We start from the raw sequence: 19,183 nt of genomic DNA on the forward strand, positions 1-19,183 counted from the left end.
TCTCAGACTAAATTCAACTGATTTCTAAACTAGAATTTAGATTGAGAATTTACCACAGACTTTTTATAACTAAAATTTTCTTCAGACAAGTTTTGATATATTTGAGCTATTTGCATTTCCGACTCTTCTCGAACATTACTTGGTAAGCTGTAGTCTTTAGCAAGTAATGCCTTTAAGTCATCCATAAGCATAAATTGAGTATTTAATACCTTTTGCGGAGTTTCTGTAGAAACCCATTTGTTATAACCTATCAATAATACAAAAATAACAAAAAGAATCGCAGGAAGCTTAATAAAGTAACCAGTTGAAACTAAATATTTATAATCTAATTTAATGGAAGAAAATTTTTTCATAACGCTCCCTCTTTTCCTTCAAAGTCATTATTACAATTGAAAATATAAAACAAATTACACTAGTAACGACAAGTACTAATACTCCTTGAAACATTGAAAAGCGTCCATTTAAATAAAACTCATTTTTACCACCATAAATCACTGGTCCAAAACTAAAATAAGACGAAGGAATATAACCAATATACGGTATTTCAACATTTAAAACTTTCATGACCGTTTCTAAAAATATAACGATTATTCCAAAAAGAAATGTAAAGATTTGATTACTAAATAGTAAATTTAATAAACTACATAAGCTTACGATCAATAAATTCAATAACATTACAAAGCATAAGATTATAAGAAACAAACTGAAATAAGAAATAGTTATAGGCGTATCATTTTCAAATATCACCGTTTTTAAAGTAAAATCTCCTATTCCATTTTTTATTGAAATCATTCCAAAATAAATTAAAAATGCTATAAGTTGTACAAAGGATATAACGAACCATTTACTCATGATTTTATGAATAATGTATCTAAAATTACTAATTGGCTTCGCATTCAATAAACTCCTATGTTTAGAATCAGATAAAAATATAGAATTAGACATCACTAGCGTAAATAAGAAAAGGAATGGTAAGAAAAAAATATTTGGAATTTTATAATCCAATAATGGTAAGAAAGACTGAACAGCAGTTATACCTATCAATTCATTCATTACATTCTTATCATCAAAATTTTTGTCTTCTAATTGTTGATAATGCAACATTGACTGTTGTGTTTGCTTTTTAAATAATATTCCATTTTTAGATGCAGTAGATCCTAAAGTATTTTTATTTGTAATCGTAATCCTATACTTTTCACGAATAGAGTCTTCTAATTCCCAAGCTTTAATCATTAATTGAATATATTTTCTGTAATCTCTATTCTGAAAAGCATTTCCAGCATCTATATATGCATTATCAATCTCAACGAATAATTTTTCATCTTCATGTAACTCTCGTTGTGACATTTTACTATCCATTAACAGACTATTTTTTGATTGTTCATGGATTTTTATATTTGTAAGAGTATATTCATTCATTATTTGATACTGATGATTTAGTTCATAGAGACGTAAAAATGAAAATATTAATACAATAGAGAGGAAAATGATTACCTGAATTCTTACCAATCGATTCGTCAATACCATGATAATCTGGCTTTTCATATTACTCTCTCCCTTCGTCATTTGAATGAAACAGTTCTTGATAAATGATTTCGCACCCTTTTATTCCATAAGTCAAACTGGATATATCCTTCAAATTTGATTGAATCCACGAAAATATAAGATCTATCTCATTCAAATCTTTCATACTGATCAGCAATTCTGATGGATTAGATAGTATATTTATATTCATAAATTGTTCAGTAAACTCTTTATATCTATCCTCTGATGAAAATTGTATTTCGATTGATTGATTACACTGATCTTCAAGTTGATATTTTAAAGCAATCCTCTTATCTTTTAAGAAATACACCTCATCCGCAATACTATTTAGATTATTTAATAAATGGGATGCAATGATAATGATTTTACCTTCATTTTTTAAATTCTGAAGTACCCTAGAGATTAATTGCACATTATCTGGATCCAGTCCATTCATCACTTCATCTAATAGCATAACTTCACAATTCGTTACAACAACTAACGCAAAACAAAGTCTCTGTTTCATTCCTAACGAGTAACTAGAAACTTTATTAGAAATATATTCAGTCATTTGTAATTTTGAGACAACTTCATCAACAAATGATGGTTTAATATTCCACATTTCAGCATAAAATTGTAAATGTTGTAACCCAGTTAAATCCGAATACAAATCATCTTGATTACACATTCTCACGATTCTTCGTTTCATTTCCAAATAATGATTCTTATAATTTTTATCATCCAACAAAACACTTACATCTCTATTATTTAAATTACCGGCAATGATCTCTATTAGTGTAGATTTTCCTGTTCCATTTGGCGCTACTAATCCAATAATTCTAGGATTGTCAATTTGAATATGAATATCTTTTAGAACTTCTTTTTCCCCATATGAAAACTTAGCAATACTAATATTTAACATTTTACCCCTCCTCATTATCACCAACATTTTAAATAATTGAACCACACTTTTTTCTCAACATTTCGAAAAAATTCCCAAATCTTTTAATGTTTTTTTAAATTATATTCTTCCTATCAATTAATGTAAAGGCTTTATTTATAAAATAAAGAGCCTTCCGACTCTATACTGCACGCTATTTGGCATGTTTTTTAATGAAATTAACTTATAACAATAGAATAGAAATTTATGGTTCTATAATTTATAGGGTTGATGGAGAAAATCCACCAACCCTATTTTAGTGTATACAAAAAGGGCTTCATCCCTTATATTAAAAGCGTCCAAACTATTTAAGAGGAGATGAAAACCCTATGAAAAATATACATGATATTGTACTACAAATCAAAGATAAAAATGTAATCTGGGAAGATAAAGCGGAGGAAGTGTATTTTAAGAAGAAAAAAAGCCTATTTTTCTACGCTACTTATACGTATTGTCCTGATGCTTGTCCTAACTGTGGCTGTGAAAATCACGATAATTCTATTGTAAAAAATGGTACTCGTACTTCTCGCATTACTCTTAATCAAGTTTCTGGATTACCTGCCTTTCTTAAATTAAGAAAACAGCGCTTTTTCTGCCGTGAATGCTCCCATAGTTTTACTGCTGATACAACTAGTATTGTTGACCGTAATGGTTTTATTTCTAAAAATGTAAAGAATGAAATTAAAGTAAAAGCTTGTGATACAGTATCTGAAACCCATATTGCTAAAGAAATGAATGTTTCCGTTCATACTGTACGCAGAGTGGTCAATGAAACTGCTGATTCTCTTAGAATTAAGCCTTTAAATGAGTTACCTGAACATATGTGTTGGGATGAATTTAAATCGGTAGCTTCAGCTGAAGCTAGTATGAGTTTTGCTTATTGTGACGCTATTACTCATCAACTAGTTGATGTAGTTCAAGATAGAAAAATGGAGAATTTAGTTCGCTATTTCAATCAGTTCCCTCTAGAAACTCGACTAAATGTTAAAACAATTTCGATTGATATGTATGCTCCATACATCGAAGTCATTAAACGTTTATTCCCTAAGACTAAAATTATTATTGATCCATTCCATATTATTCAAGCTTTAAACAGAGAATTAAACAAGACAAGAACAAAAAAAATGAATCAAGTACGCTATAAGGATAGACGACTTTATAATAAATTAAAACGTTACTGGAAATTAATATTAAAGAATAGAGATGAACTTCAATCATACAACTATAAACATTACAGATTATTCGATTGGTTAACACATTCTCAAGGAATTGTAGATTATTTATTACAAGAAGTTCCTACATTAAAACCTGAATATGAAACAGTACATCAATTAAGAGAAGCATTCCAAGAACGTGATTTCAATGAATTTAAAGAAGGATTATTAACAGTAGATAGTAAACAACTTTCAGATGGTTTAAATCGTGTTCTACAAACATTTAAGAAACTTCTACCGTATATTCAAAATACATGTGAGTATCCAACACTTTCCAATGGACCTATTGAAGGGATTAACAACAAGATAAAAGTACTAAAAAGAAATGCCTATGGCTACAGCAGTTTTACTCATTTTAGAAATAGAATTCTATTAATGTCTAAACTATTTACTCCAACAACTAAAAAAGGAATTAAGCAACCTGACGCTGCTTAATTCCTTCACTAAAATTGTTTCATCAACCCTATTTGACAAAGAGCCAAATTTATCAAATAAGGAGTCCAGGTTTTAGGTTAGGTTAACAAATCTTTTAATTGGAACGTAAGCCAAAGAAAAACGCGCCAAAAAATTTGACGCGAATCCCTTTTTTATAAAAAATAAATTTTATCTAATTTTGAACTTATCTTATCATCTAAATGATGTGAAATAATAATGACAGTTTTTTCAGAATCTTCTACAATTTGCTCTTCTATGGCAACCGCCGTATTAGCATCAATAGCTGAAGTTGCTTCATCTAAAATAATACATGGTGTATTACGTATTAATGCTCGAGCTAATGTAAGACGTTGTTTTTCTCCTCCTGATAAATTATTTCCATCTAAAGAAATAATCGTATCTAATTTTTCAGGTAAGTTATTTACTAAATCATACAGTTTAACCTTTTTCAAAATATCAAAAATTTCTTTATCAGTTTTCTTCATACCAAGTAGAATATTTTCTCTAATTGACATATTAAAAATTGCACCTTCTTGACTCACATATGCAATCTCCTTTGAAAAAAGAACATCCTTATTCTTTTCTTTAACAATGCCATTTACTTTTAATTCTCCATCAAAATTATTTATTCTACCTAAAATAATATTGAGCAAAGTAGACTTTCCACTTCCACTAGGACCTAAAATTGCGTATTTTTTACCTTTTTCAAATTTAAAAGATAAATTATCAAAAATCTTTTTCTCGTCAATAGAATATGTTATATTGTTCCCTTCAATTAAGGATAAATTATTATATTCTATTGTTTCTACTATCATTTTAGTTTCTAATTTCTCAATAACATCATTCATACCTTGCATTGATACGACTATTTCTAGGAACATGCCAGTAGAATTTAAAAATAATGCTAGGATTGCTGGAACAGATAATAACATTCCAATACTGATTTCCTTTTGTAATACTAAATAAAGAACAAACATAAACATAATACCTTCAAATATTCTTTGTGAACCATAAAATGCTAAGGTAGCAAAAGAAGTATATTTCTTAGCTACAACTCTCTGATTCTCAAGATCTGTTTGAGCTTGTTTGATTTTTTCTTTTAATATAGAAAGTGCATTAAAATTTTTTAAAACATCATAAGCAGAAGTGTATTCCTGTAATGTATTTGTATATATACCACTTAATTGAGAAAACTTCTGATATGCCATACCTATTTTCTTTCCAAACCGAGTTCCTACTATCATTAAAACTATTAGTAATAAAAGTGACACAAATCCTATCTTCCAATTAATAGAAAATAATATAATTAGTGATACTGTTGATAATACTACATTACTAAACAGATTTAAGAAAGGTTCAAAATAACTTGTTGAAATACGCTCTAAGTCAGTTGTGTACCAAGATATGTACTCTCCATGTTTTATCTTATGATAGTTATCGTATCCCATTTTTTCAATATTTTCACTAACGCCACTACCTATTGAAACAATCCATTCTTTAATTAACTTTGCATTATTTATTGAAAGACAAGACTTTAAAACTTCAGTAATTGTCATTACTAGAATTAATGCAATACCATATAAAAAATAATTATGATTATTTGCTAAAAAATTATCTAGTATCAAAGTTTTTCCATAACTACTAAAGATTGTTCCTAATGCAATTAAGATAGTAAGAATTATTGTTCCAAACCACCGATATAAATTTATAGTAATATATTTTTTCATAAGTTCTCCTTTTTTAAAATATTTCATTTTTTATTTTCATTTATGCTTCCTCCTATAATCATATATTAACATATCTTTTGTTTTTTTCATCATTTTTTAATTTTATTTTTTTCTTATTGTTTTATCAATTTTTGAGAAAGATAATTTATAACCAAAATCTAATGTTTATACTATCATAAAAATAATCTTTTAATAACAAAAAAACTCTCCGAATCACTCGGAGAGTTCGTTTTGGTTATTTACAACTTCATTGTTAGAAGTTACTGATAATTTAAAACTTATTTTAAGCTTCTCAGGTTAAGACAACTCTCGTTTAAGAGGTTGACTTTCAAAATTCTTCACGTATGGTGCAATATTTTGGACATATTCTAACACACCCATATACTCTCCTTGAGCATTTCGTACGGCATGATACGTTACATGAATCATTTTATCTTCTTTTTTAAACCACATTTCTTCTTTTTCTTTTTGTCCGGAACGTAATTGTTCAAATAATTGTGTAACGATGGCATGGCTTTTTGGTGGATGACAGTTAATTACATCACGCCCAATCGCACTCTTTGTCCGTTTGAAGATTTTTTCTTCTCCATTGCCTTCGTTGTAATATTTGACAATATTATCTTTATCCACAAATGAAAGTTCCATTGGAAGTAGGTTCAATAATAAGTCTAGTTGTTCTAACGATAACGAACCAGTTGATAATGGGATATCTCCTGTTTCTTGAATTTCTTCTTTAGATTGAATCGTTGATGGTTTCTTTTCTACTTTCCATTCTGCTTCAGGTGTAACGATACAATAGCCGTATTGAGGCGTATCTTGTGCCATCTTTTCCCAATCATCTACGTGGAAAGCTTGTGCAACCATTGGAATTAAAATATTTTCTTCTTTAAAAATCATTTCTAGCAGTTCTTCTTTAGCGACTAGAAACTGTTCCATGACATCATCACTTTGGTTCTGAAATGCTTGTTTGAAATTTTTATAAGTTTCTCTAATTTCATCATGGACTCCCCACATTACTTTCGGAGGAGCAGTAATTCCTTTTGATTCCATAATTGGAAATAGGGCATATTCTTTTCTTAAATAATGATTTTCAAACTGATCGAGTAAGCCAATTTGCCGGTTTAGTCCTTTTAATAATTCTTCGTCTTTTGAAGATAAATAAACTTGTAGCAAGCGTTCGATTCGGTCAATAGCACCTCTTAGTGCTAAATTTTCCTTTTTCAGAACCATAACTGGATGTCCTTCTTTTTCAAAGTCGGGCATTCCTTCTCCAGCTTCTACTTTTGCACTCATTAAAGAAGCATGAATCTTACAAAGACGCATAATTTCTTCATAAGTAATTCCTTCTTGCATCAAGTTGCGTTCCATTACTTGAATTTCATAAGGAGAAATAGAATCAAAATATTGGTTAAATTCTTTTTGTATGATTTCTTCATTTTCCCCTTTATGTAAGCGGAGCATTAATTCTTTTAATTTTTCTTGACGTTCCAATGGTGACATTGCATCATTACTCATTGCTCTCCCTGCTTTCTTTTACAATATATCCATTCAATTCTAATTGACGAATAATTGTATCCAGAGGGATTTTAGCAATTTTTGAACCTTTTTTTAAGCTTGTAATTCTTCCTACTGTTTGAACCATCTGTGGCTGAGATAATGGAGTAAATCCTAACTCAATCAATAGCTCTTTTACCTCAGGATGATTTTGTAAAGTTGTGTATACTGAATCTTCTAAATAAATCGTATTCATCGAATCTCTCCCATCTTATAATCGTTGTAACCCTAATAAACCAACTAATAAACAAATCACAATATAAATCCATACAACCATTGTTGTAAACGCAACAGTATATGTCCCTTTTGGTGTTCTGTTTGCTTTCATATATGCCATAATTTCTTTACGGTAAAGTCCTAAAAGTATCACAGACATACAGCTAGTAATGATTAACAACATATTCGTTACAGTATCTGCTAACTCTGCTCCTAAAAGTGCTGGCAAACCACTTTCTACTAATAAACTAAATCCAAAATTATTTAGTATATGGAAAAATACTGCCCATAAAAAGCTATACTCAAGCGCAATATAAGCAAATAATATTCCAACGAAGAAAGCAAAAAATCCTTGAATTAAGTTCATATGGAATAATCCGAAAGCCATTGCAGAAATTAGAATACTAAAAATTTTTCCATAATGTTTTAAACGATAAACAACTCCACCACGAATTAATAATTCTTCGACAAATGGCCCCACTAATGAAGCATAAATCACTAACATAAAGGAATCATCTCCACTTGTGGCAGCTTCAATCGCACCTTTAGTACTTAAACCAATCTGATTTAAGAAAAATTCGAATAAATTAGCACTTTGAGTAAAAATAAACTGACATCCAAACAGTATAATCGAAAATACTGCAAAATATTCCAATGTCATCTTCTTTTGACGATAAAAAATCGTATCTTTCATATTGATCTGTTGTTTTTTGTAAAAAATACTAATGCCAACAATCACTGCAACAATATAACCAAAGTCAGATAAATTCTGTAGAAACGTCTCTGTTACCATTGGTAAGAAGTCTGGTCTCACAGTTTTCACCATTTTAATTAGTTCACTACTAAGAATAAATAGAGAAAGAATTCCCATAAAAATAGCTGTATACACTAATAAATGTTTAAACAGTTGTTTTATTAACTGTTTTAAAGGTGACTCCGTTTTTTTCACTACAATTTCTTCCTGAACTTCGACTACTTCTATTGATTTATTTTCCATGTACTAATCCCCTTCTATCAAATTTTATTTGAACTTTTCTTAATCGTAACATTAATAAGAAACAATTTGCCATTAAACCTGCAATTAATGCGATCCAATAAGCATACGGTCCTAAATCCGTCATCCAGTCCAAAATAATTCCTACTGGAAGACCAATGACCCAAAATCCTAATAAGCATAAAATAAACGGCATTTTTGCATCTTTATATCCTCGTAATATTCCTTGAATCGGTGCTGCAATCGCATCAAACATTTGGAATAATAAACTATAGGATAAGAACACCATTGTTAATTGAATAAAACTTTCTGAAGTTCCATATAGACCAGCAATCATTGGACGGTTGAAATATAACCACACTAATGTTAGAAGTGCAATGATGACAGAAGTAGAAATTCCTAATCGAATATATTCTTTTGCAGATTGTTGATTATTTTGACCGATTTCATACGATACAATTATTGTTAAAGCATTCGAAATACTCATTGGAAAAGCATACGCTAAATAAGAAAAATTCATCGCTGCTTGGTGTGAAGCAATCACATGTGAGCCAAATTTAGCCATTAATAAACCAACAAGTGCAAAAATAGCGACTTCACCAAATACATTAAATCCAATTGGTAACCCTAATGCAAAAGGCTCTTTCCATAATGCTAAATGAGGAGTTTCAAACCTTAATACATCATAAGGTTTCAATTTCGGATGCATTTTAAGAACGACAATCGCTACGATTAATAACACCCAATATGCCATTGCTGTTCCAAGACCTGCTCCGGGACCTCCTAATTCCGGTAATCCGAATTTTCCATAAATTAAGGAGTAATTGAAGAAAATATTTAAAGGTACAAGTAAAATCATTAAAAACATAGAGACTCTTGTTAACCCTAATGCATCAATGAAGGATCGAATCACACTAAAGAGTAAAAATGGAATAAACCCAATCGATAAGAGTAATAAATATTCTCTGGCAATGGTTGATACTTCAGCTTCTAAATGCATTTGATTTAATGCTGGATTTAATCCAATTAAGCCAATACAAAATAAAACAATCGCTAATAAAATTCCAATATACATAAACTGAAATACAATTTTTTGAATGCCTTTTTTATCATTCTTTCCTAGTAATTGACCTACAATTGGAATCAATGCTGCCACAATCCCATTTAACAACGTGAAAAATGGATTGTATAAACTTCCTGCAATTGAAACTCCTGCTAAATGAGTTTCATGATATTGTCCAGTCATTACAGTATCAATAAACTGAGCAGAAAAATTGGCTAATTGATAAATTAATACTGGAATTAAAATTTTAAATAATAATTTCAAACGTTCACTTGTATGATTTGTTTCGTACATATTCACTCTCCTATTATATAATCTAATAATTGTTCTACAGAATCTAATACTAAAACGGATTCTTCTTTCATTTTTTGAACATCACTCCCACTCGATAAAACACCAATTCCTCCGCCACAATGTTTGGCATAGGCCATATCTAAATAGGAATCACCTACATAAAAAATTTCTTCTAGTGCTACTCCTAATTGTTGACTCGCACCAATCAAGGAAGCTGCTTCTGGTTTAGCAGCATAATCATCAGGCGTAGCAACAAAATCAAATAAATGCCAAACCTTTAAGATTTCAAAAATTGTTTTCGTCGGAATGTAACTATCATTTGTCACAACTCCTACTTTAATCCCTTTATTTTTTAATTCAGAAATTAAAAAAGCTACATCCCCAATTGGAATAATCATATCTGGATGCGCTAATAAATATTGTCTGAAATCTTCAAGTACTTCATTATATAAAGAAACTTTATCAATGGGAAAATACTCTCCTATTTCATCTAACATATCTTCAACTGTCCCTGAAGCAATGACACTATTAGGAACAATCTCCCCATGTACAATTCCTAATAATTCAAGCATTTGCTCAATCGTTACGGTTGAGTTTTCTTTAATATGCGGCATTAAAATTTTACGGATGACCTGTTCTGTTGGTTCAATCCACATATTGTCTATATTAGTTAAAGTGCCATCCTTATCAAAAAGAATGGCCTTTACTTCAAGATTTCCTTTATTCGTTTGTAATTTCATTTGAATTCCTACTCTACATTTTGTAATTCAACATCGATAATATTATCCATTTTTTCTAATTCTTTTAAAATAACAGATAAATCAGCAGTAGCTTCAGAAATATCTAACATTAATTGAACAATTGCTACACTATGAATCGCTAATCCTTGGAATATTGTTAATACATTCATATTATAACTAGCAAATAAATCTAATGTTTTAGATAATGTTCCTTTTTCATTTTTCATATGAATATTTAACGAAGCTTTTCGTCCATATGTCACAGACGAGAATCCTTGAACTTTTCGATAATATTTATAATATACACTACGTGAAATTCCTACTAATTTCACTGCTTCTGTAACGTCCTTTGCTTGGTTAGTTGCTAATAATTCTTTTGCTTTTAGTACTTTAGAAAACACAGGAGGCACAGCATCTGCTGACACTAAAAAATGTTTTTGGTTTTCCATAACTTTCACCTCGAAACTATTGTATACAATATGAAGACAAAATACTAGGTTAACGCTTCATTTTTTATAAAAAATAATATAAAAAAACACTTATCCCAGATAACTGATAACCAATGGTTATTACCGGAAATAAGTGTTTGTTATATCACTCTAAAAATTTCTTACAAAGCTAACTTTTAACTCTATATTATTTTGACATGAAATCATATGGCGTCAATTCTTCCATTTCAATCATAGGGTCAATACTATAGGAATCAATTAATTCCATTGTTAAAACAAACGGTTTATTTTTTTCTATTGTTCGACTCTCTGAAGGAACTTGAAATTCTTCAACTGTTTCTTCTACTTTTAAAGCTACTGATTTCTCTTCAGAATACTGTTTGGTATCACTTGTTGGTTGAGAAACTTGTTCTGTAGTATCTTCAGACTTATCATCAGTTTGCGGATTCACTTTAATCGTAGTTGATTTTTCTTCTTCAATGGTTAAGCTATCAAAGCTATTTCCTTGTAACAAATCTTTTAAGCACGTTTGACGTCTTGCACTTTGACGATTTGCTGCTTCTTGGAAAGCTTCGTATTGCCCACACATAATTAAAAATTTCTTACTTCTTGTTACAGCAGTATACAATAAGTTACGTTCTAACATTCGCTGATATTGACCGACCATCGGTAAAATCACCATTTGAAATTCACTACCTTGAGATTTATGAATTGAACAACAATAAGCATGCGTCAATTGAATAAAGTCATTTCGTTTATATTCTACTTCTACATTATCAAAAGCAACATATAACTTATCGACTTGATCTTCATTTTCTTTGGCAAATATTATGGCAGTCACTTCACCAATGTCTCCATTATAAATATTTTCTTCTGCCACATTGACTAACTGCAGTACTTTATCCCCTACACGGAACACTCGGTCAAATGATTCAATTTCACGAACGGAATTTCCAATTTTTGGATTTAAAATATTTTGCATCATTTTATTAATTTCATGAATACCAGCTTCACCTTTATACATTGGAGCCAGTACTTGAATATCTTTCTTCTGATATCCCTTCTTAATAGCCTTGACTACAATTTGTTCAATCACATCTAAAATTTGAGTCGAACGGCACGGAATAAAAGTTCTATCTGGTTGATTTTGAGTAAAGTCCATTGGTAAATGCCCGTCTTTAATCGAATGCGCTAATGTTACAATACTTGAAGAATCCTTTTGTCGATGAATTTGCGTTAATTCAATCGAAGGAATTTTATTCGATAATAGAAAATCTGTTAATACTTGACCTGGGCCAACCGAAGGTAATTGATTTTTATCCCCTACAAATAAAATTTTCGTTTTTCCAGGAGTTGCACGAAGCAATCGATTCATTAACCAAGTATCAACCATCGACATCTCATCAATAATTAAGAAGTCACAACTTAATGAACGAGTATCATCAGAATCGTCACTTTCTAATTCAATATTTTCTTCTGCAGAAATACCTAACATTCGATGAATCGTAGACGCAGAAATTCCTGTTAACTCATTCATACGTTTTGCAGCTCTTCCTGTTGGAGCTGCTAATTGAATCGCATCAGAATCTACATCAATCTCTTCTAAATAGCGATATATTTCTACCACACCATTAATAATGGTCGTTTTCCCTGTCCCGGGCCCTCCTGTTAAAATGAACAAGGATTCTTGCATAATTTTAATAAGTGCTTGTTTTTGAGACTCATCATAGATGATGCCAAATTTCTTTTGCACATGCTGAATCGCTTCTTCGATATCTTCTTCTGAATACAGAGATTTCTTAGACAATTCCAAACGATGATTGATGGCATTCACAATACCAATTTCTGCATAATATAAAGAAGCTAATGATAAATGATTTTCTTCTGAAATAATAATTCCTTCTCGAATCAATTCATTTAATGCATTTACAATTTGATCCGGTTCAATTAAAAACGAACGAGTTTGCTCTAATAATTTTTGAGCCGCTAGAACGACTTCTTTATCAATTAAATACGTATGCCCTTCTTGATAAGATAAATCTCTTACTACTACATAAACAGCACCTTTGATCCGGTACAAATTATCTGGAGCGATTTCTAATTGTTGAGCAATGGAATCAATTCTTCTAAACCCAAGTCCTTCAATGGACTGTAATAACACATATGGATCTTCTTTAATAATTTCCATTGTTTTCTCTTTATAGAGCACCATAATTTTTTGAGCAAAAATTGGAGTAAACCCCATATTCGTCAATTCAAATAAAATACGTTCTGTCCCTTGATTTTCAATAATGATGCTGCGAATACTCTCGCATTTCTTTGCTGATAATCCTGGTACATCTTTTAAGCAATCCTCATCTTGAATAATTTGCTCAATCGCATTTTCACCTAAACAGTCTACAATTTTTTCGGCTGTTTTTTCTCCTATTCCTGGAAAACGTCCACTAGAAAAATAAGCTATTAGTCCTTTTTTCCCAGTAGGTTGATGTTGTTGATAACTTAAGACAGAAAACTGTTGTCCATATTTTGGATGCGAAACAACTTTTCCATTAAAACGATAAGGGGAATTATCATGAATCGTGCCAATAATTCCTGTCACAACAATCTCATCTGAGTCTAGTTGCACACTACTTTCTTGCACTCGAATTAATAATACTTTGTAAAAATTTTGCGGATTTTCAAAAAATGTCGCTAAAACTTCACCTACAACGTATTCTTCACTCATGAATTCCCCTCTTTTCTATCAATTTTAAACGTATTGACGTTCATTTCCTTCCATATAAGCTTTATCGATAATACCTCCGCCTAAGCAGATTTCTCCATCATAAAAGACAACTGCTTGTCCAGGTGTAATCGCACGTACTGGCTCTTCAAAGTATACCATAGCTTTTGTCTTATCGTCTTCTTGGAATACAACACGAACTTTTGTATCTTGTTGACGATATCTAAATTTTGCCGTACATTCAAATTCATTTGGCTTTTCTTCATCTGTATTAAATTGCAAATCTGTCGCAAATAATGAATCCGAATATAGGTTAGGATGATGGAATCCTTGTCCAACATATAATGTATTCGTACTTAAATCTTTTCCGACCACAAACCATGGATCATTGGTTTTACCACCGCCACCGATTCCTAATCCTTGACGTTGACCAATCGTATAGTACATTAATCCAGCATGGTCTCCTTTAACTTCTCCATCTAATGTGACCATTTTACCAGGTTTAGCTGGTAAATAATGAGACAAGAATTCATTGAAGTTTCTCTCTCCAATAAAACATACACCAGTTGAATCTTTTTTCTTAGCCGTTGCTAAGTCAAATTCTTCTGCAATTTTACGCACTTCTTTTTTCTCTAAATGTCCAATTGGGAACATCGCTTTTGATAATTGTTGTTGATTTAATTGACTTAAAAAATAAGTTTGGTCTTTATTATTATCCACCCCACGTAATAAACGAACCACACCATTTTCGTCAGTTTCCACACGAGCATAATGCCCCATGGCTACATAGTCTGCTCCTAATTGCAGCGCATATTCTAAGAACGCTTGGAATTTTACTTCCTTATTACACATCACATCCGGATTAGGAGTTCTGCCTAATCGATATTCTTTTAAGAAATATTCAAATACACGATCCCAATATTCCTTTTCAAAATTCACAGAATAATACGGAATCCCAATTTGTTCCGCTACTGCTGCTACATCTTTATAGTCTTCTGTTGCTGTACAAACACCATTTTCATCTGTATCATCCCAGTTTTTCATAAAGATACCAATGACATCGTATCCTGCTTGTTTTAATAAAAGAGCTGTTACTGAAGAATCAACTCCACCACTCATTCCGACAATTACTCGGATATTTTCCTTATTCATTCATTCACCATCATTTCTAATTTTTTTCTGTTTTAACGATTTGAAGGTCGCTGTATCAATTTTATATCACTTTCTAAAAATTTTTTCAAAAAAATTTACTCAAAATCTTCTTAAAGGCGATAACGATAGGAATTATAGCCCTATGTGCATTTGACAAATAAATTTATTTTCACTACAATTATTATTGGTAAAAGGGGGGCATAAGTGTATGATAATATCTTTACGAGCAGCACGGGTTAATCGTAATTTGACACTCTTAGAAGCCGCCAAATACCTAAAAATTAATAAAGATACTTTGACGAAGTATGAAAAAGATTCTACGAATCTTCCTTACTCGTTAAGCAAACGCATGCAGGAACTCTATGAGATTCCAGGCGAAAATCTTTATTTTGGCGATACTTTAAGCTTCGTGGCGCAGTTTAAGCCACTCCCTCACGAAGAAGATCAACAATAGTGATCGGAATACCTTCCCGTGCTATGTATAGAAACGAGACAGAGTAAACTCTGTCTCGTTTTTTTATACTTCTTCTAATACGCCACGTTCTACTAATCCTTCTAGAATAAATTCTAGTTTTTCAATCGCATACGCGTTTTTTTCATTTCCATATAATTGAACAGTTTGAAGTCCATCTTTTGTTGTTGTTGAAATTTTTAATTGTTTCATTGCTTTATCGACTGAAACTTTTAATTTTAATCCAAGATGTCCGACTACTAAGTCATCTAAACTGCGAATTAATTGAAAATTACCAGATTTTGTTTCGACAAATCCATTATCTCTTAATGTATATCCTTTTACAGTTGGAGATACACGATACACATGGTTTGAATTTTTTAATGTTGCTGTTTGAGTAAATGCCATATCAACACTTCCTTTCATCACTTTCTACTAGTTTAGCATACTATGGACGTTTAATCGAGGATATTGAGGAAATAAATGCATCAATATCTTCCGTAGTTGTCTCTCCTCCAAAGGATAAACGAACAGATTCAATCACTCTACTCTTATTTTCTGGATACATGAGTGATAATACAGGACTAGGCTCTAAACTTCCTGCAGAACATGCTGAACCTGCTGAGACAGCTACTTGGTGTAAATCACACATAATTAATGTTTGACTTGCAGGAATACCTTTTAACCAAACATTACAAATATGCGGACTCTTTCTGGATACATCCCCATTGATTTCAAAAGGAATTTTGCGTTCCGCTAATTGTTCTTGTAAATATTGAGATAATTCAAGGTATTTGCTCTTCTTCTCACTTCTCGTTTGAATGGCTAATGCAAGGGCTTTTTGGAAACCAACAATATAAGGAACATTTTCAGTTCCTGCTCTCCATCCTTGTTCTTGTCCCCCACCTTTAATAAGTGCATGAATTGGAGCTTCTTTTTTCTTATATAAAAATCCAATTCCTTTTGGCGCATGAATTTTATGACCTGAAGCAGATAAATAATCAATATGAGAAGCCGTTACATTAATTTCTTCTTGGGCAAATGCCTGAACTGCATCTGTATGAAAATAAGCAGGATGTTCAACTAATAACTCACCGATTTCTTGAATCGGTTGATACGCTCCAGTTTCATTATTAACGGTCATAATCGATACTAAACGTGTCTTATCTGTTAAAGCTTCTTCCACTTGTTTCACAGAAATACAACCTGACTCATCAGGAACTAACTGAATAATCGTGAATCCTAATTGTTCAGCATAGGCAGCAGATTTTTTAACGGATGGATGCTCGATTCCTGAAATAATGATTTCTCCTTTTTCTTCTGCAAAGTGCTGACAAATAGATTCAAATACTAAATTATTCGCTTCTGAACCCGAACCTGTAAAAATAATGGAATCATTTGTAGCAGCATGTAATTCTTCTAATATCTCTTTTTTAACAGCTTGAATCTTTTGTTTTTGAGTACGACCAATTTGATAAACACTAGAAGGATTACCAAAATAAGCCATTTCTTCAAAAATTGCCTGTTTCACTTCCTCTACAACTGGTGTAGTGGCAGCATAATCTAAATAATGCAACGATATCGCCCTTTCTTTTAGATAAAATTTTACATCTATCATTTTCTACTCTTACTAGTATAGTATATTTTTCAAAATAAGGTAAATATTTTTGACTCACGTAAGTATTTAAACTATGCTACAATAGAAAGAACAGAAAGTGAGGAGAATTATGAAAAATCAACCATTAGCATACCGAATGAGACCCACTTGCTTAGAAGAAGTTGTCGGACAACAACATTTAGTAGCACCTGGAAAAATAATCGCTCGAATGATTGCCGCTAAACAACTCTCTTCCATGATTTTATATGGTCCTCCTGGAATTGGAAAAACAAGTATTGCCAGTGCCATCGCAGGAACAACGAAGTATGCCTTTCGTACATTAAATGCTGCCACAGATACAAAAAAAGAATTACAAATCGTTATTGAAGAAGCAAAGATGAGTGGAACTGTCATTTTATTACTCGATGAAATTCACCGCTTAGACAAACCAAAACAAGATTTCCTCCTTCCACACTTAGAAAATGGACGTGTAATTTTAATAGGAGCTACTACTGAAAATCCTTATATAGCCATTAACCCAGCGATTCGCAGTAGAACACAAATTTTCGAACTCATCCCACTGACACCAGAAGAAATTCATCAAGCACTCAACCGTGCACTAACAGATGAAACAAAGGGATTAGGACAATATAATGTAGAAGTCGAAGACGGAGCAATGCACACCTTCACCCATTTTTCAAATGGAGATGTGAGAAGTTCACTAAACGCTTTAGAATTAGCCGTGAAATCTACTCCAGAAAATGAAGAAGGAAAAATTATTATTACAGAAGAAATCGCAGGAAACTGCCTACAAAGAAAAGTATTCGCACATGATAAAAACGGAGATCAACATTACGATGTCATCTCCGCTTTCCAAAAATCAATTCGAGGAAGTGATGTAGATGCGGCACTCCACTATATGGCAAGGCTTATTGAAGCTGGCGAACTCATTACATTAATTAGACGATTATTAGTCATAGCGTATGAAGATATCGGATTAGCAAACCCCGCAGGAGCCAGTCGTGCCGTATTAGCTGTACAAGCTGCTGAAAAACTCGGCTTACCCGAAGCAAGAATTCCACTTGCGAATGCCGTTATTGAATTAGCTCTCTCCCCTAAATCGAATACAGCCATTCTCTCTATTGATGCAGCACTCTCAGATGTCAGACAAGGAAAATCAGGAAACATCCCTTCCCACTTACAAGATGCACACTATCAAGGAGCCCAAAAATTAGGACGAGGAACAAATTACCAATATCCGCATAATTATCCAAACCATTGGGTAAAACAACAATACTTACCGGACACACTCAAACATACACAATACTTCCACCCAGACCCAACTTCAAAATTCGAAGAAGCTTTGAAGGAACAGTATAAAAAGTTTCAATAATATGGAAATTCCCCAACAGGAATAGACGTGCTATTCCTGTTGGGGAAATTTGTATAGGATGATATAGAATTGATAAAGATTACTAGTCAATTTTAGTTTACATATCTTATCAGTTTGAAATTGTCATTCATTTGAGGGTTAGAATACTTCCTAGAACGTCGTATATTCTTCAATTAGATCTTATACTTAACTATAAAAATCAGTAATCATAATTCACTGCTTTTTTTAAACTATCAAACTTTCTTTTTACATTCTCATCAGTAAGATATTCTTTAGCCAATGGACCAAATCCAACATCATTAGGATTTTCAACAATTTCACGAATGATTTCTTTATCTTCATCTGATATGGGATTTGGAAAATCCATCCATTTATAAAACGAATCAACCAAAACTTCTACAACTACATTTCTCAACTTTTTATCTACTAAACCACAACGCCCATCTAATAATGTTACTAAAACACTGTTATCTGAAACATCTGCTCCGATAATTTTCTTTACTTGTAGCAAATCGTTCATCCCTCTTTCAAATTAATTTTTATAATATCATTGGAATTCTGATTAGAAATAAAATAGTTTATAGTTTAACACAAAGTGTAGCTATATAGTCATTTCCATAACGAGATAATCTATTTCTTTTGTCACATGATTCATAAAAATCGATCATAGCGAGACCATTTTTAAGTTGTCCTCTAATCTGAGTTTCTAAGGTATGGC

The 19,183-nt window shown here is 31.7% G+C and carries 18 protein-coding genes and 1 pseudogene; 3 read left to right on the forward strand and 16 right to left on the reverse strand.

Features of this window, described 5'->3' with window-relative positions; all coding sequences use genetic code 11:
• Positions 1 to 29 precede the first annotated feature (29 nt).
• From RWZ86_RS05925 to RWZ86_RS05935, 3 genes are read right to left on the reverse strand one after another with little or no spacing between them, the layout of a single operon-like run.
• A complete protein-coding gene (locus RWZ86_RS05925) occupies positions 30 to 353 on the reverse strand; it encodes a hypothetical protein (RefSeq protein ID WP_314680608.1) in 324 nt (107 codons plus the stop codon).
• The gene (locus RWZ86_RS05930) at positions 331 to 1,545 is read right to left on the reverse strand and encodes a hypothetical protein (RefSeq protein ID WP_314680609.1); all 1,215 of its coding nucleotides are present in this window, start codon (positions 1,543 to 1,545) and stop codon (positions 331 to 333) included. Before RWZ86_RS05930 ends, RWZ86_RS05925 begins: the two co-directional genes overlap by 23 nt.
• 1 nt (position 1,546) lies before the next feature.
• Positions 1,547 to 2,446 (reverse strand): ABC transporter ATP-binding protein, encoded by a 900-nt coding sequence (locus RWZ86_RS05935; RefSeq protein WP_314680610.1) that lies wholly within the window; start codon positions 2,444 to 2,446, stop codon positions 1,547 to 1,549.
• A 347-nt stretch (positions 2,447 to 2,793) separates the two neighbouring features.
• Between RWZ86_RS05935 and RWZ86_RS05940 the strand changes: the two genes are divergently transcribed.
• A complete protein-coding gene (locus tag RWZ86_RS05940) occupies positions 2,794 to 4,113 on the forward strand; it encodes an ISL3 family transposase (protein ID WP_314680611.1) in 1,320 nt (439 codons plus the stop codon).
• A gap of 152 nt (positions 4,114 to 4,265) precedes the next feature.
• Here RWZ86_RS05940 and RWZ86_RS05945 read toward each other — a convergent pair whose 3' ends face one another.
• The 9 genes from RWZ86_RS05945 to mnmA all read right to left on the reverse strand — a co-directional run bounded on the left by RWZ86_RS05945 (position 4,266) and on the right by mnmA (position 15,024).
• The gene (locus RWZ86_RS05945) at positions 4,266 to 5,840 is read right to left on the reverse strand and encodes an ABC transporter ATP-binding protein (RefSeq protein ID WP_314680612.1); all 1,575 of its coding nucleotides are present in this window, start codon (positions 5,838 to 5,840) and stop codon (positions 4,266 to 4,268) included.
• 297 nt (positions 5,841 to 6,137) lie between these two features.
• Positions 6,138 to 7,355 carry a DUF438 domain-containing protein gene (locus RWZ86_RS05950; protein ID WP_314680613.1) on the reverse strand — a complete coding sequence of 406 codons (1,218 nt, stop codon included), beginning with the start codon at positions 7,353 to 7,355 and terminating at the stop codon, positions 6,138 to 6,140.
• Positions 7,348 to 7,590, reverse strand: a complete 243-nt coding sequence (locus tag RWZ86_RS05955; RefSeq protein WP_006702729.1) for a DUF1858 domain-containing protein — start codon at positions 7,588 to 7,590, stop codon at positions 7,348 to 7,350. Before RWZ86_RS05955 ends, RWZ86_RS05950 begins: the two co-directional genes overlap by 8 nt.
• A gap of 15 nt (positions 7,591 to 7,605) precedes the next feature.
• The gene (locus tag RWZ86_RS05960) at positions 7,606 to 8,607 is read right to left on the reverse strand and encodes a CPBP family intramembrane glutamic endopeptidase (protein WP_314680614.1); all 1,002 of its coding nucleotides are present in this window, start codon (positions 8,605 to 8,607) and stop codon (positions 7,606 to 7,608) included.
• Positions 8,597 to 9,961, reverse strand: coding sequence for an MATE family efflux transporter (locus tag RWZ86_RS05965; protein ID WP_314680615.1), 1,365 nt, complete (start codon positions 9,959 to 9,961; stop codon positions 8,597 to 8,599). The genes RWZ86_RS05960 and RWZ86_RS05965 overlap by 11 nt, the downstream gene beginning before the upstream one ends.
• A gap of 2 nt (positions 9,962 to 9,963) precedes the next feature.
• A complete protein-coding gene (locus tag RWZ86_RS05970; protein ID WP_314680616.1) occupies positions 9,964 to 10,701 on the reverse strand; it encodes an HAD-IA family hydrolase in 738 nt (245 codons plus the stop codon).
• An 8-nt stretch (positions 10,702 to 10,709) separates the two neighbouring features.
• A complete protein-coding gene (locus tag RWZ86_RS05975; RefSeq protein ID WP_314680617.1) occupies positions 10,710 to 11,150 on the reverse strand; it encodes an ACT domain-containing protein in 441 nt (146 codons plus the stop codon).
• A gap of 187 nt (positions 11,151 to 11,337) precedes the next feature.
• The gene (locus RWZ86_RS05980; protein ID WP_314680618.1) at positions 11,338 to 13,875 is read right to left on the reverse strand and encodes an ATP-dependent RecD-like DNA helicase; all 2,538 of its coding nucleotides are present in this window, start codon (positions 13,873 to 13,875) and stop codon (positions 11,338 to 11,340) included.
• Between the two features lie 24 nt (positions 13,876 to 13,899).
• The gene (gene mnmA, locus RWZ86_RS05985) at positions 13,900 to 15,024 is read right to left on the reverse strand and encodes a tRNA 2-thiouridine(34) synthase MnmA (protein ID WP_314680619.1); all 1,125 of its coding nucleotides are present in this window, start codon (positions 15,022 to 15,024) and stop codon (positions 13,900 to 13,902) included.
• Positions 15,025 to 15,232: 208 nt separating this feature from the next.
• Between mnmA and RWZ86_RS05990 the strand changes: the two genes are divergently transcribed.
• On the forward strand, positions 15,233 to 15,478 hold the full coding sequence (locus RWZ86_RS05990; RefSeq protein WP_314111000.1) for a helix-turn-helix transcriptional regulator: 246 nt from the start codon (positions 15,233 to 15,235) through the stop codon (positions 15,476 to 15,478).
• 63 nt (positions 15,479 to 15,541) lie between these two features.
• Here RWZ86_RS05990 and RWZ86_RS05995 read toward each other — a convergent pair whose 3' ends face one another.
• The gene (locus RWZ86_RS05995; protein ID WP_314680620.1) at positions 15,542 to 15,883 is read right to left on the reverse strand and encodes a cysteine desulfurase; all 342 of its coding nucleotides are present in this window, start codon (positions 15,881 to 15,883) and stop codon (positions 15,542 to 15,544) included.
• A 40-nt stretch (positions 15,884 to 15,923) separates the two neighbouring features.
• Positions 15,924 to 17,093, reverse strand: a complete 1,170-nt coding sequence (locus tag RWZ86_RS06000; protein WP_314680621.1) for a cysteine desulfurase family protein — start codon at positions 17,091 to 17,093, stop codon at positions 15,924 to 15,926.
• Positions 17,094 to 17,202: 109 nt separating this feature from the next.
• Here RWZ86_RS06000 and RWZ86_RS06005 point away from each other — a divergent pair, with 109 nt between their 5' ends.
• Positions 17,203 to 18,465, forward strand: coding sequence for a replication-associated recombination protein A (locus tag RWZ86_RS06005; RefSeq protein WP_314680622.1), 1,263 nt, complete (start codon positions 17,203 to 17,205; stop codon positions 18,463 to 18,465).
• Between the two features lie 199 nt (positions 18,466 to 18,664).
• Here the strand turns inward: RWZ86_RS06005 and RWZ86_RS06010 are convergent, their stop codons facing one another.
• Together RWZ86_RS06010 and RWZ86_RS06015 are read right to left on the reverse strand one after the other, a co-directional pair.
• On the reverse strand, positions 18,665 to 18,985 hold the full coding sequence (locus tag RWZ86_RS06010; protein ID WP_314680623.1) for a hypothetical protein: 321 nt from the start codon (positions 18,983 to 18,985) through the stop codon (positions 18,665 to 18,667).
• Between the two features lie 58 nt (positions 18,986 to 19,043).
• Positions 19,044 to 19,183, reverse strand: a pseudogene (locus RWZ86_RS06015) (class I SAM-dependent methyltransferase); the annotation flags it as partial.

The organism is uncultured Granulicatella sp. (assembly GCF_963545075.1).
In the GTDB taxonomy this organism is placed as follows: domain Bacteria; phylum Bacillota; class Bacilli; order Lactobacillales; family Aerococcaceae; genus Granulicatella.

What these genes read in the sequence shown, in the direction of transcription:
- RWZ86_RS06010 (WP_314680623.1), bottom strand. Translation starts at nt 18,985, where the DNA reads ATGAACGATTTGCTACAAGTAAAGAAAATTATCGGAGCAGATGTTTCA.
- RWZ86_RS05970 (WP_314680616.1), bottom strand. Translation starts at nt 10,701, where the DNA reads ATGAAATTACAAACGAATAAAGGAAATCTTGAAGTAAAGGCCATTCTT.
- RWZ86_RS05990 (WP_314111000.1), top strand. Translation starts at nt 15,233, where the DNA reads ATGATAATATCTTTACGAGCAGCACGGGTTAATCGTAATTTGACACTC.
- RWZ86_RS06005 (WP_314680622.1), top strand. Translation starts at nt 17,203, where the DNA reads ATGAAAAATCAACCATTAGCATACCGAATGAGACCCACTTGCTTAGAA.
- RWZ86_RS05965 (WP_314680615.1), bottom strand. Translation starts at nt 9,961, where the DNA reads ATGTACGAAACAAATCATACAAGTGAACGTTTGAAATTATTATTTAAA.
- RWZ86_RS05975 (WP_314680617.1), bottom strand. Translation starts at nt 11,150, where the DNA reads ATGGAAAACCAAAAACATTTTTTAGTGTCAGCAGATGCTGTGCCTCCT.
- RWZ86_RS05980 (WP_314680618.1), bottom strand. Translation starts at nt 13,875, where the DNA reads ATGAGTGAAGAATACGTTGTAGGTGAAGTTTTAGCGACATTTTTTGAA.
- RWZ86_RS05995 (WP_314680620.1), bottom strand. Translation starts at nt 15,883, where the DNA reads ATGGCATTTACTCAAACAGCAACATTAAAAAATTCAAACCATGTGTAT.
- mnmA (WP_314680619.1), bottom strand. Translation starts at nt 15,024, where the DNA reads ATGAATAAGGAAAATATCCGAGTAATTGTCGGAATGAGTGGTGGAGTT.
- RWZ86_RS05930 (WP_314680609.1), bottom strand. Translation starts at nt 1,545, where the DNA reads ATGAAAAGCCAGATTATCATGGTATTGACGAATCGATTGGTAAGAATT.
- RWZ86_RS05950 (WP_314680613.1), bottom strand. Translation starts at nt 7,355, where the DNA reads ATGAGTAATGATGCAATGTCACCATTGGAACGTCAAGAAAAATTAAAA.
- RWZ86_RS05925 (WP_314680608.1), bottom strand. Translation starts at nt 353, where the DNA reads ATGAAAAAATTTTCTTCCATTAAATTAGATTATAAATATTTAGTTTCA.
- RWZ86_RS05935 (WP_314680610.1), bottom strand. Translation starts at nt 2,446, where the DNA reads ATGTTAAATATTAGTATTGCTAAGTTTTCATATGGGGAAAAAGAAGTT.
- RWZ86_RS05940 (WP_314680611.1), top strand. Translation starts at nt 2,794, where the DNA reads ATGAAAAATATACATGATATTGTACTACAAATCAAAGATAAAAATGTA.
- RWZ86_RS05945 (WP_314680612.1), bottom strand. Translation starts at nt 5,840, where the DNA reads ATGAAAAAATATATTACTATAAATTTATATCGGTGGTTTGGAACAATA.
- RWZ86_RS06000 (WP_314680621.1), bottom strand. Translation starts at nt 17,093, where the DNA reads ATGATAGATGTAAAATTTTATCTAAAAGAAAGGGCGATATCGTTGCAT.
- RWZ86_RS05960 (WP_314680614.1), bottom strand. Translation starts at nt 8,607, where the DNA reads ATGGAAAATAAATCAATAGAAGTAGTCGAAGTTCAGGAAGAAATTGTA.
- RWZ86_RS05955 (WP_006702729.1), bottom strand. Translation starts at nt 7,590, where the DNA reads ATGAATACGATTTATTTAGAAGATTCAGTATACACAACTTTACAAAAT.